At 42.4% G+C, this 12,548-nt stretch carries 15 protein-coding genes and 1 other annotated feature; all 15 genes read left to right on the top strand.

The window, feature by feature from the left end; genetic code table 11:
• Positions 1-79 precede the first annotated feature (79 nt).
• The 15 genes from IE337_RS01060 (at position 80) to IE337_RS01130 (ending at position 12,547) form a co-directional block, all read left to right on the top strand.
• Positions 80-1,573 (top strand): nicotinate phosphoribosyltransferase, encoded by a 1,494-nt coding sequence (locus tag IE337_RS01060; RefSeq protein WP_057745245.1) that lies wholly within the window; start codon positions 80-82, stop codon positions 1,571-1,573.
• A gap of 22 nt (positions 1,574-1,595) precedes the next feature.
• Complete coding sequence (nadE, locus tag IE337_RS01065; RefSeq protein ID WP_191136473.1) at positions 1,596-2,420, top strand: ammonia-dependent NAD(+) synthetase; 825 nt, start codon at positions 1,596-1,598, stop codon at positions 2,418-2,420.
• 154 nt (positions 2,421-2,574) lie between these two features.
• Complete coding sequence (locus IE337_RS01070) at positions 2,575-4,341, top strand: glycosyltransferase family protein (RefSeq protein WP_191136474.1); 1,767 nt, start codon at positions 2,575-2,577, stop codon at positions 4,339-4,341.
• Between the two features lie 84 nt (positions 4,342-4,425).
• Positions 4,426-5,841, top strand: coding sequence for a cysteine--tRNA ligase (gene cysS / locus IE337_RS01075; RefSeq protein WP_191136855.1), 1,416 nt, complete (start codon positions 4,426-4,428; stop codon positions 5,839-5,841).
• Between the two features lie 21 nt (positions 5,842-5,862).
• The gene (locus IE337_RS01080; protein ID WP_057745257.1) at positions 5,863-6,294 is read left to right on the top strand and encodes a Mini-ribonuclease 3; all 432 of its coding nucleotides are present in this window, start codon (positions 5,863-5,865) and stop codon (positions 6,292-6,294) included.
• Positions 6,275-7,117 (top strand): 23S rRNA (guanosine(2251)-2'-O)-methyltransferase RlmB, encoded by an 843-nt coding sequence (rlmB, locus tag IE337_RS01085; RefSeq protein WP_423841170.1) that lies wholly within the window; start codon positions 6,275-6,277, stop codon positions 7,115-7,117. Before IE337_RS01080 ends, rlmB begins: the two co-directional genes overlap by 20 nt.
• Before the next feature lie 260 nt (positions 7,118-7,377).
• Complete coding sequence (locus IE337_RS01090) at positions 7,378-7,686, top strand: hypothetical protein (protein ID WP_191136476.1); 309 nt, start codon at positions 7,378-7,380, stop codon at positions 7,684-7,686.
• Between the two features lie 340 nt (positions 7,687-8,026).
• Complete coding sequence (gene rpmG, locus IE337_RS01095) at positions 8,027-8,176, top strand: 50S ribosomal protein L33 (protein WP_072152315.1); 150 nt, start codon at positions 8,027-8,029, stop codon at positions 8,174-8,176.
• A gap of 22 nt (positions 8,177-8,198) precedes the next feature.
• A complete protein-coding gene (gene secE / locus IE337_RS01100; RefSeq protein WP_057745265.1) occupies positions 8,199-8,369 on the top strand; it encodes a preprotein translocase subunit SecE in 171 nt (56 codons plus the stop codon).
• A gap of 93 nt (positions 8,370-8,462) precedes the next feature.
• On the top strand, positions 8,463-9,020 hold the full coding sequence (gene nusG / locus IE337_RS01105) for a transcription termination/antitermination protein NusG (protein ID WP_072152316.1): 558 nt from the start codon (positions 8,463-8,465) through the stop codon (positions 9,018-9,020).
• Between the two features lie 136 nt (positions 9,021-9,156).
• Complete coding sequence (gene rplK, locus IE337_RS01110; RefSeq protein WP_057745270.1) at positions 9,157-9,582, top strand: 50S ribosomal protein L11; 426 nt, start codon at positions 9,157-9,159, stop codon at positions 9,580-9,582.
• A gap of 99 nt (positions 9,583-9,681) precedes the next feature.
• Complete coding sequence (rplA, locus tag IE337_RS01115) at positions 9,682-10,374, top strand: 50S ribosomal protein L1 (protein ID WP_057745273.1); 693 nt, start codon at positions 9,682-9,684, stop codon at positions 10,372-10,374.
• A 72-nt stretch (positions 10,375-10,446) separates the two neighbouring features.
• Positions 10,447-10,574: a sequence feature (ribosomal protein L10 leader region), on the top strand.
• Between the two features lie 24 nt (positions 10,575-10,598).
• Positions 10,599-11,105, top strand: a complete 507-nt coding sequence (gene rplJ, locus IE337_RS01120) for a 50S ribosomal protein L10 (protein ID WP_057745276.1) — start codon at positions 10,599-10,601, stop codon at positions 11,103-11,105.
• A 93-nt stretch (positions 11,106-11,198) separates the two neighbouring features.
• On the top strand, positions 11,199-11,567 hold the full coding sequence (rplL, locus tag IE337_RS01125; protein ID WP_057745279.1) for a 50S ribosomal protein L7/L12: 369 nt from the start codon (positions 11,199-11,201) through the stop codon (positions 11,565-11,567).
• Positions 11,568-11,809: 242 nt separating this feature from the next.
• The gene (locus tag IE337_RS01130; RefSeq protein WP_057745282.1) at positions 11,810-12,547 is read left to right on the top strand and encodes a metal ABC transporter ATP-binding protein; all 738 of its coding nucleotides are present in this window, start codon (positions 11,810-11,812) and stop codon (positions 12,545-12,547) included.
• Position 12,548: the final 1 nt, after the last annotated feature.

The raw sequence follows: 12,548 nt of genomic DNA on the forward strand, positions 1-12,548 counted from the left end.
TTCACAATCAGATGTGGTAAAATATATTACAAGATTTATTTATATGTAATTCAATCAAATTTATCAATGGAGACTTATCATGACTAATCAATATCCCGACGATAGTTTAGCGTTGCATACAGACGCCTATCAACTTTCAATGATGCAAACTTACTTTCTAGAAGGCATCCATGAACGTCAGGCCGTCTTTGAAATGTATTTCCGTAAGATGCCTTTTGAAAATGGTTACGCTATTTTCGCTGGCCTCGAACGTGTATTGGACTATCTTAACGGACTACATTTCTCAGCAACTGATATTGCTTATTTACGGGAAAGTGGCGAATTTGACCCAAGCTTTATCGATTATTTGGAAAACTGGCGTTTTAAGGGGACTGTTCGTGCACCACGTGAGGGTGAGCCAGTCTTTAACAATGAGCCAATCCTGCAAGTTGAAGGAAATGTTTTTGATGCGCAATTGATCGAAACGCCTTTGTTAAATATTGTAAATTACCAGACACTGATTGCAACTAAGGCAGCGCGTATTCGCACGGTCGTCGGCAATCAAGGTCTATTAGAATTCGGTACTCGTCGTGCCCAAGAGATGGATGCTGCTTTGTGGGGAACTCGTGCGGCTTATATTGGTGGATTTGACGCAACGTCAAATGTCCGCGCCGGAAAGTTGTTTAACATTCCGATTTCAGGAACGCATGCGCACAGTTTGGTGCAAACATACCGTAGTGATTATGAAGCCTTCAAGGCCTATGCAGAAACACATCGTGACGTTGTCTTCTTAGTTGATACGTATGACACATTGCATTCTGGTGTTCCGGCTGCGATTCGAGTTGCCAAAGAATTTGGTGATAAGATTAACTTCCAAGGGGTTCGTATTGATTCTGGTGATATGGCTTACCTTTCAAAGGGTGTCCGCCACATGTTGGATGATGCTGGCTTCCCAGATGCGAAGATTTACGCATCAAATGATTTAGATGAAGAAACTATCACAAGTTTGAAGCGTCAAGACGCTAAGATTGATGTTTGGGGTATTGGAACAAAATTGATTACAGCCTATGACCAACCAGCCTTGGGTGGTGTTTATAAGGTTGTTTCAATTGAAAATGATAAGGGTGAGATGGTTGATACCATTAAAATTTCTGGATCAGCTGAAAAAATCTCAACACCAGGTAAGAAGCAAGTATGGCGCATTACTTCTAATAAAGATGGTAAGTCACAGGGTGACTACATTGCGTTGAGTGATGAAGACCCACGTGATTTGCCCGAAGGCCTATACATGTTCCATCCTAACTATCCATATTTGAATAAGACCGTTAAGGACTACACGGCGCGTCCAATTTTACATGACGTTGTGGTCGATGGTGAAGTCGTTTACGAATCACCAGCGGTTAAAGAGATTCGTCAATACTCACACGAAGCCTTGCATGCACTATGGCCAGAGTACCGTCGTGATTTGAATCCACAAGAATATCCAGTTGATTTGTCTAAGAAGGCTTGGGATAATAAGATGGCATTGATTGATGATATCCGTGCTTATGTTAAAGAACTTTCAAGTGAAAACGAAGACTTAGAAAAATACTAAAATTAAAAAGGAAGCAAATGCTATGCGTGAAAAGCAACAAGAAATTATTAATGCATTAGGTGTGCAACCAGAAATTGATCCAGCTAAGGAATTCCGCCGCTCAGTCGATTTATTAAAAGGTTACCTCCAATCAACGCATTTGAAGACCTATGTCCTTGGTATTTCTGGTGGCCAAGATTCAACCCTAGCTGGTAAGATGGCGCAAACAGCTATCACTGAATTGCGGGAAGAAACGGGTGATGCTGATTACCAATTCATTGCCATGCGTTTACCATATAACGAACAAGCGGATGAACAAGATGCTTTAGATGCGATTGCTTGGCAAAATGCTGATAGAACCATTCGTGTAAACATTCAATCCGTTACTGAAGACACCGTAAAGGAAGTTGAAGCGAACACAGTTGACGTTTCTGACTTTAATAAGGGGAACATCAAGGCGCGCCAGCGTATGATTTTCCAATACGCTGTTGCTGGTCAATACGGTGGACTTGTTGTTGGAACTGATCACGCTGCTGAAGCTGTAACTGGTTTCTACACGAAGTTTGGGGATGGTGCCGCTGACATCACACCTTTGCATCGCTTAGATAAGCGCCAAGGTCGTCAGATTCTCGAATATTTGGATGCACCAAAGCATTTGTATGAAAAGACACCAACCGCCGATCTTGAAGAAGACCGTCCTGCTTTGCCAGATGAAGTAGCATTGGGTGTGACTTACACAAACATTGATGACTATCTTGAAGGGCGGGAAGTGCCGGAAGATGTCGCTGAAAAGATTGAAAATTGGTATGCCAAGACGGAGCACAAGCGTCAAGGACCCGTCACTGTATTTGATACGTGGTGGAAGTAAACTAAAATAAACGGGTAATTCACAGTGCCAAATCTATAATTATCATAAAAGTGTTTTAAGACTTTTAATAATCATTGAGACGGCTGTTGAATTACCTGTTTTTTCGTGCGAATATGGATTTTGATAATAAAAAATATAGGTAAGGGCAGACGTAATGCATAAAATTCATCTTCATAAAAATGTAAAGGCAATTTTGCTGATGCTATTTATTTCAGTTATTTTGCTAACGCCAATGTTGATTCATCGAACTGCGATTTTAGGAATTGATAGTTATTTCCAATTAAATCGTGTTTATGAAGCAGCAATGCAAATTAAGCACCAGAATTTTAGTTTCTTAAATTTGTATTCGTTCCAGCAGTCAGGACGAATTGTTAATGAGACTTATAGTCCGTTAGCCGGTTATTTCTTTGGTTTCCTACTGTTGATCGCTGGAAACTGGTTTAAATTTGAAATTATTTCAAGTTTACTCATTTTCTTTACGGCCGGCATTTCCGTTTATGCCGCATTGAATAAGCTTAAGGTTTCATTCAAAGCCTCAATTGCGACTGGTGCATTGTATATGACATCAATTTCAATTTATGGATATTTGCTTGGTGGAAATTGGCGCGCCTTAGCTATGGCTTTGGTACCATTGCTTGTTATTCCAATGGTAGATTTTTATCATGCCAATTGGTCGCTTAAGGCGATGCTCCGAACTGGTATTATTGTTGCGGCTGTAACTCAAATGCAACTCGTTACAATGATTTTGGCTTTGCCAGTCTTAATTGTGCCATTCTTGTTTGGTTTCTTCCGTTCAAATCAAAAGCTAAAGGCGCTCTTAAATGGTGTTTTGGCTGCCTTTACAGCTCTTATTTTGAGTTTGAACATTATCTTGCCATATCTTGAATTGGCTAAGAACAATACAATTGTGCCACCGGTGGCCATGCAACTGGATAAAGTTACGATGGACTTAATCGTACCAAAACCCGATCGTCTTGATTTGACTGTATGTGGTTTTGTCTTCTACATTGCAATTGCAGGACTCATTATGTTCTGGCATAAGATTGCGCCAATTACACGGATGATTTCAATCTTTGGTATTATCTACATTATTTTGGGAACTAGCTTACTCCCATGGCGTAGTATTGGGCAGCACTTTATTAATTTGCAAAACTTCTTGCAAATGCCAATTCGCTTTACGCTAATTGGTATTCCATTGCTCTTTATTGGAACGGTGGCTATGTTTGTTGAAGTTGCTCAGTTTGAGAAGCGTGAGAACCTTAAGGAGGTCGTTAGCTTTATCGCGATTACCCTTAGTTTGATTTCTGCTGGCTCATTCTTAGTGACGTTGAATAATCGTGTTAAGCAATATAAGGATCCCAATGTTAGTATCGTTCAAGGATTGAATACAATTGATGAAAATGCGGTTGTTGGCCAATATAAGGGTAAGCAACTACATAACGTAACTGATTTGCAACCATTGTTGCATACCCATGATGTTAGTGGCTTGATTACGTCAGTTGATCGTATTACACCAGACTACTTACCAGTACCAGTTGCAGATTATAGCAAGGTCAAGTTCTACGGTGAGTACCGTCAGGAAGTCGCTGAACAACGACGTCATTATCAACACGTCGTTAAGCCTAATGGTGTGCTTGAATTACGTTGGCAAGGTAAACAGAGTGGTGAACGAACAGTTCCAGCAGTGGCTTACGCCCGGACTAAGGTTATCTTTAACCAAAAGAAGTTAGACAATGACAAGTTGAAGGTCACACCTGCTGGAAGTCTTAAGCTAAACCAAAAGCAAGGACAGAACGTTTTGAAATTGCAGTATGTTCCTGCCAAAGCAACTATGCTCGGGGTTTTGGTGGCAACATTTAGTTGGGCAATTGCACTGATTGCAATCGTTGTTCTGGCAATTCGCAAACGTACCCAATATTAATTACTTCAGAATAAAACGGCCAAAACTTTTTGGTCGTTTTTTGTGTTAAACTAGAAATATTCTATAAGAAAAGGAACGGAGCTTATCATGAAAGTATTTAATACATTGAGCCTCACCAAAGAAGAGTTTATTCCCATGCATGAAAATGAGATCAATATGTATGTCTGTGGCCCTACCGTATATAACTACATTCATATTGGTAACGCACGTTCAGCTATTGCTTTTGATACGATTCGTCGTTACTTCGAATACAAAGGCTACAAGGTTAACTATGTTTCCAACTTCACAGATATTGATGACAAAATGATCACCACAGCCCGTGAACAAGGAACGACAGTGCCAGCGCTTGCTGATAAATATATTGCGGCTTATTTTGAAGATACGAAACCTTTGAATATCAAGCCTGCAACCACGCAACCGCGCGCAACGGATAACATTCCAGAGATTATCGAATTTGTCCAAGACTTAATCGATAATGGCTATGCCTATGAATCAGAAGGGGATGTTTATTATCGCGCCCGTAAGTTTAATCACTATGGCGAATTAGCCCATCAAAACATTGATGACATGGAACACAATGCGGCAGGACGTCTTGATGATGCCGAAATGGCACGTAAAGAAGATCCAATGGACTTCGCTGTCTGGAAAGCTGCCAAGCGTGATGATGAAATTGCGTGGGAGTCGCCATGGGGCCAAGGCCGTCCTGGCTGGCACATTGAATGCTCGGTCATGTCAACGAAGTACTTGGGCAACCATTTTGATATCCACGGTGGTGGAATTGACTTAGCCTTTCCACATCACACGAATGAAATTGCTCAGACTGAAGCCAAGACGGGTGAAACTTTCGTGAATAAGTGGTTGCATAACGGCTTTGTCACAGTTGGGGATGCAGAAGAAAAGATGTCAAAGTCTTTGGGTAACTTCACAACGGTACATGATTTATTGCAACAAGTTGATGATCCAATGGTGTTGCGTTTCTTCATGGCAACAACCCAATATCGTCGTCCAATTGCATTTTCTGAGCGGAATATGCAACAAGCTGAACGTAATCTGGAACGGATTCGGACAGGATACCGTAACGTTGCTTTCCGTGAAGGGGACGCTGTTGCCGGAACTGATGCTGACGTTATGACGGAAATTACTGAGTTAGTGGCCAAGTACGATGCAGCGATGGATGATGATTTCAATGTGCAAAATGCTTTGGCAGTTGTCTACGAATTAGTGGAACTGGCGAATAAGTATGCCGAACGCACAACCGTACACACGGAAACGGTGGCAGAAATCTTGCACCAAATTGAAACCTTGATGGGTGTTTTTGGGGTTGATGGCTTTAGTGCAGCCCCAGATGCTGATGCAGAGATTCAAGCCTTGATTGATGAACGTGATGCAGCGCGTGCTAATCGCGACTTTAACCGTTCTGATGAAATCCGGGATACGCTCACGCAACAAGGCATTATTTTGGAAGACACACCACAAGGCACACGTTGGCATAAAGCCTAATGACCATAGAAAGAATGTAATATGAATTCAGATGAACTAGATTATCAACAAATGAATGGGCTTGATTTAGCCTATTTGGGTGACGCAGTATATGAAATTTATGTCCGCCAACACCTTTTGGCAATGGGCTTAACCAAGCCACAACAATTGCAACGTCAATCAAAGCAATACGTTTCAGCTAAGGCGCACGCCGCCTTATTTGCATTGATGGAAGCCGAAGATTATTTGACACCCGAAGAAATGACCTATTTCAAGCGTGGACGTAATGCAAATTCACATACGAAAGCCAAAAATACTGACGTGGTCAGTTACCGAATTTCAACTGGTTTTGAAGCCCTTGTTGGGTATCTTTATGCCAGTCATCAAATTGAACGCCTCGAGGAACTCGTAACCTGGGTATTCAAGCAAGTCGAAGATGGGAAGACAAAAGCAAATGGTACAACCAAAAAATAATAAACAAAAGGGACGTCAAGATCGTCCCAAGCAAGCTAAGCGCTCACAAGCGCCTAAAGCGGTGACACCTGAAATCAATGCAACGGACGATGCCGAATTTATTTTCGGGATTCATGCAGCAACCGAAGCCTTAAAGGGTGAAACGCAAATCAACAAGGTGTGGCTCCAATCAGGGTTGCAAGACAAGACCCGTAACGAGCTAACGACCTTGGCGAAAAAGCGTGGCTTGATTATTCAAGATGCGCCTAAGGCTAAGTTGGATGAATTAACGAATGGTCAAAATCATCAAGGGGTCGTGCTTTCGATTGCGGCTTATGCTTACGCAAGTATTGATGATATGTTTGCTTTGGCAGCCGAACGTGATGAAGCACCATTCATTTTGATTCTGGATTCAATTGAAGATCCACACAACCTTGGATCAATCTTACGTACTGCTGATGCGGCGGGTGTGCACGGGATTATTATTCCTAAGCGTCGCGCCGTGCAATTGACGGCAACTGTCGCCAAGACATCAACAGGGGCAATTGAGCACGTTCCGGTGGCCCGCGTCACTAACCTTGTGCAAACCGTCGAAAAATTGAAGGAACAAGGCCTTTGGGTCTTTGGGACGGATATGGATGGGGCCGATTATCGTCGTTGGAATGCCCAAGGTCCAACTGCTTTAATTATTGGTAATGAAGGGAAGGGAATCTCACCTTTGCTGAAAAAGGCTGTGGATGAGACCCTTTCAATTCCAATGATTGGGCATGTCCAAAGTTTGAACGCGTCAGTTGCCGCAAGCCTCTTGATTTATCAAGGCTTTAACTCACGTCATCCTTTATAAGATAAACGAAACGCCTGATATGCATCAGGCGTTTTCTTTTTGCAAAATGGGCAACCACCCCGACATATTGGTTTTGATTTTTGTGATGTTTTCCTGACGCTTAGTATGAGAAAAGGCATGGGCAGTGCGTCAACCAGCGGAAGATTACCCCGGCCATATGAAAAAAGACATACCGCAAAACATACTGAGTGATTATCAGAACATAAGCTTGCACCGTCTTTTTGCGGTTGGCATAATAAACCTTCCAAAGGGGGGATGGTATGTTAACAAAGCAAGAAAAACATGAGCTGTTAGCAGCAGCAATTGCTGGGGATGAGCAGGCACTTGAGAGAGTCGTGCACGAATTTGATGGTTGGATTTGGCGCCAGTATACGCAACAGCGGGTTCGTCCGAAAGCGGAGGATTGGTATCACGAATGTCGTTTGGTGATGTACCGTTGCTTAGCCAAATTGCCCCAACAACATTGGGGAGTGTTAACCAGTTACTTTCAACCAACGCGCGGTTTACCATCATGTGACGACCATCTGGCGGAAAGAGTTCCAGGTCAAATTCGACACCGTTTTTTCTGATGAATGCTTAGCTTATCTACCTGAGTCTGCTCAGCAACGACTCCCAGCCAGTACAAAAGTGGAATGGTGTGATATGAAAGGCCGCGTCCAAGCGGATCTCAAGCCAGCACAGCAGCAGTTGTTACAGATGCGCTTACAGGGATATCCCCTTAAGGAATGTGCGGCACAGTTACAGTGCTCAGTTTCATGGTGTTGCCAACAGTGGCGATTAATCCAAAAGTATTTCGATTGTTTGAAGCAACACCGTTTTTATCGATGAATGTGTGGATTTAGACTGTTGTTTCTGCTAAAACATGGTACACTATACGATATGAAATAAAAAAGTAAGGCGGGATTTAACATGGCCCAGAAGAAAGTTGCATTGGCGTGCAATGAATGTGGTTCACGAAACTACACGATTGCCAAGAAGCCAGACCGCTCAACTCGGTTAGAAGTCAAAAAGTATTGCAAGTATTGCGAAAAACATACCATTCATCGCGAAACCATGTAAAACAATGTAAAGGAGAGTAGGCATGAAATTTATTAACAGCGTTTTTGCAGAAATGAAGAAAGTGACTTGGCCAACATTCAACCAAAATATCCATGATACAACGGTTGTTATCTTGACTAGCCTCTTCTTTGCATTGTTCTTGGGAAGTGCGGACTGGATTTTCGAACAAGGGATTACGTTCTTGTCGAAATAACCGGACTGGGTTATAATAAAGTCATTAACGAGCAAACAATAAACTAACCTCCAATCGTGGGGGTTTTTATTTAGCATAAATTTAGGAGGCAACATGGCAGACGAATCTTTTGACAACCAATGGTATGTGATCCACACGTATTCAGGATACGAAAACAGTGTGAAGACTAACCTTGAATCTCGAATTGAAACAATGGGGATGACGGATTATATTTTCCGCGTTGTGGTTCCAGAACGTGAAGTAACAGTTAACGAAAACGGTGAGACAAAAGTTGTTAAGGAAAACGACTTCCCTGGTTACGTTTTGGTTGAAATGGTGATGACCGACGAAGCTTGGTATGTCGTTCGTAACACACCAGGTGTTACTGGATTCTTGGGTTCACACGGTGGTGGTTCAAAGCCAACGTCATTGTTGCCTGAAGAAGTTGACGAAATGTTGGCCCGCGTTGAAGATACACAACGTGATGTGGTTGATCATATCGATGCTGAAGTTGGTGATGTTGTAAACATTACGAGCGGATCATTTGAAGGTATGGAAGGTACCATCACCGATATCGATAACGATAAGCAAGAAGTAACGGTATTGGTTAACTTCTTGGGTCGTGAAACACCAACTGAAATTTCATTCGCTGACGTTAAGCCAGTCGTTTAAAAAATATTTCCCCTCGGGCTTGCAAAAGTGCGAGGGGTTCATTATAATACATTAGGTATGCGTGGTGACACGTATATGTGGGAGGCGGAAATCGAAACTCGCCATTTATACCACAAACACGAAGGAGGAAACAATCGTGGCTAAGAAAGTTTCAAGTATTGTTAAGTTGCAGATTCCAGCCGGTAAGGCTACACCTGCACCACCAGTTGGACCTGCATTGGGTCAAGCCGGTGTTAACATCATGGGATTCGCAAAGGAATTTAACGCACGTACTGCTGATCAAGACGGTATGCTAATTCCAGTAGTTATTACTGTATATGAGGATCGTTCATTCGAGTTCGTCACTAAGACGCCACCTGCAGCTGTATTGCTAAAGAAGGCCGCTGGTGTTGAAAAGGGTTCTGGAGAACCTAACACGAAGAAGGTCGCTACAGTTACTGCTGCTCAAGTTCGTGAGATTGCGGAAACTAAGATGCAAGATCTAAACGCGGCTGATGTGGAAGCAGCAGCTCGCATGATCGAAGGTACTGCACGTTCAATGGGCTTCACTGTTGAAGGCTAATCTAGCGTTTTAGTACGGATCGCATAGGAAACTAAGCATGATCAAGCGGGAGGTCTTGGACGACCATTTGACCGCATTTGCAAGGAGGAATAGCTACCCATGGCTAAGAAGTATGGTAAAAAGTATATCGCAGCTGCAGAAAAGGTTGATAGTGACAAGTTGTACTCTATCGACGAAGCAGCCGCTTTGGTAAAAGATATTGATTTTGCTAAGTTTGATGCAACTGTTGAAATTGCATTTAACTTAAACGTTGATACGCGTCAAGCTGATCAACAATTACGTGGTGCCGTTGTTTTGCCTAACGGTACTGGTAAGGACCAAACTGTTGTGGTCTTTGCTCAAGGAGATAAGGCTAAAGAAGCTGAAGCAGCTGGTGCCGACGTTGTTGGTGCTGCTGATTTGGTACAACGCATTTCTGACGGTTGGTTGGACTTTGACGTTGCCATTGCTACACCTGACATGATGGCGCAAGTTGGTCGTGTTGGACGTACATTGGGACCTAAGGGCTTGATGCCTAACCCTAAGACTGGAACTGTTACATTTGACGTGGCTAAGGCCGTTTCTGACGCTAAGTCAGGTCAAGTAACATACCGTACAGACCGTGACGGAAACGTTGCAGTTCCTGCCGGTAAGGTTTCATTCGATGCTGACAAGTTAGCTGGAAACCTTAAGGCTTTGGGAGACCTAATCCTTAAGGCACGTCCTTCATCAGTTAAGGGAACATACGTACAACACGTATCAATTTCTTCAACATTTGGACCTGCTATCAACATCGACCCAACTTCATTGTAATTTATTAGTTTCTAATAAATTTTAAGTTGGTTGTTTGTTGACGCTTCCTTGGATAACTGTTATAGTAATCTGAGTAATCAATAGATTCTACCTAAGACGCAGGTGTCGTAAGACTTAATATCCAGCCGAGGAAGTGCAAAAAACGCGAAAGCGACTTTTGACCCTCGGTACAATTGTGCCGAGGGTTTTAGTTAGGATCAAATCTAAATAGGAGGAATGATACCATGAGTGAAGCAACTATTGCTTTAAAAGCACAACAAGTTGAAGAAGCTGCTGACAAGTTCAAGCAAGCCGCTTCAGCCATTGTTGTTGACGTACGTGGATTAACTGTTGCTGAGTCAACAGAACTACGTTCAGCTTTGCGCCAAGAAGGTGTACAACTACAAGTTATCAAGAACAAGGTTTTGACTCGTGCAGCAGATGCTGCCGGTCTTTCTGACTTGAATGATTTGTTTGCTGGACCTTCAGCTGTCGCATTCTCAAACGAAGACCCTATTGCCCCTGCTCGTATTTTGAAGAAGTATTCTGATTCAATCGAAGCATTGGAAATCAAGGGTGGTGTGGTTGACGGACATGTTGTTTCTGTTGAAGAAATCAACAAGTACGCTTCATTGCCAGACCGCGATGGTTTGCTATCAATGTTGTTGTCAACATTGCAAGCACCTATCCGTAACGTCGCTTACGCTATTAACGCTGTTAAGGACGCTAAGGAAGAAACAGAAGAAGCTTAATTCGTTAAGTTTTTGCCTGTTAATCCGTGAGTTTACTCACACAACATAAACTAAAACATACCGCAAGGTACAATATAATTGGAGGATTTTATCATGGCTTTTGATAAGGATTCAATCATTGCTTCATTGAAGGAAGCAACGATTATGGACTTGGCTGACTTGGTTTCAGCTATCGAAGAAGAATTTGGTGTTTCAGCTGCTGCCCCTGTAGCCGCTGCTGGTGCTGCTGGTGGAGACGCCGCTGCTGCTAAGACTGAATTTGATGTTGAATTGACTTCAGCTGGTTCAGCTAAGATCAAGGTTATCAAGGCAGTTCGTGAAGCAACTGGCTTGGGCTTGAAGGAAGCTAAGGACTTGGTTGATGGTGCACCATCAATCGTTAAGGAAGGTTTGTCAGAAGATGACGCCAACGCCTTGAAGTCACAAATCGAAGAAGCTGGTGGAGCTGCAGAATTGAAGTAATTCTGTTTCCATTAACTTTAAAAAACAGTACTCTCCGGAGTGCTGTTTTTTTTATGCCAAAATTGCATAATATATGCCTGGATAAGGCTTCAGAATCCCGTTCTGACACATAATTGAAACAACATTACATTTATTTTTCAATCAATGAAAAAGGATTGTTCTTCGTGCCTAAGTTTGTTAAAATATTCAAGTAGCAAAATAAAAAAGTTTTATCACCGATAAAACTATTTTTGGAGGATATAATGTTAGAAGTCAAAAATTTGACCGTCGGATATACATCAACGCCGGTTTTTGAAGATTTATCAGTTAAGTTTGAACCTGGTAAAATTACAGGAATTATCGGGCCAAACGGTGCGGGTAAATCAACCTTGATTAAGTCAATTCTAGGGCTAATCAAGAAGCAAGCTGGTGATGTGAAATTAGATGGGCAAGAAGTAAGCAAGGTACGTCAAAAGACGGCTTATGTTGAACAACGTGCCAACTTAGATATGAGCTTTCCTATCAACGTTTTTGACGTGGTTTTAACAGGGACCTATGGTCGGTTAGGATTATTCAAAAGCCCTGGTGCGAAAGAAAAGGCTGCTGCAAGTGATGCCTTAGAACAATTGAAGCTATCTGAATTTAAGAAACGCCAAATTGGTGAATTATCTGGTGGACAATTACAGCGTGTCTTCGTTGCTCGTGCTGTCGTGCAAGAAGCAGAAGTGGTTATTTTGGATGAACCTTTCGTTGGAATCGATATGAAGTCAGAAGCTGACATCATGCGTATTTTAAAGTTGTGGCGTGATCAAGGTAAAACGATTATCGTCATTCACCACGATTTGAATAAAGTAACTGAATACTTTGATGATCTTGTCATCATGAACCACGGAATCGTTGCCGCTGGTCCAGTTGCTGACGTTTATACACGTGAAAACATTGGACATGCCTTCTCAGCTGATCTCGGAAATGTCCTATTTGAAGACAAGGGGGACGCTTAAG

Source organism: Weissella viridescens (genome assembly GCF_014789145.1).
In the GTDB taxonomy this organism is placed as follows: Bacteria; Bacillota; Bacilli; order Lactobacillales; family Lactobacillaceae; genus Weissella; species Weissella viridescens.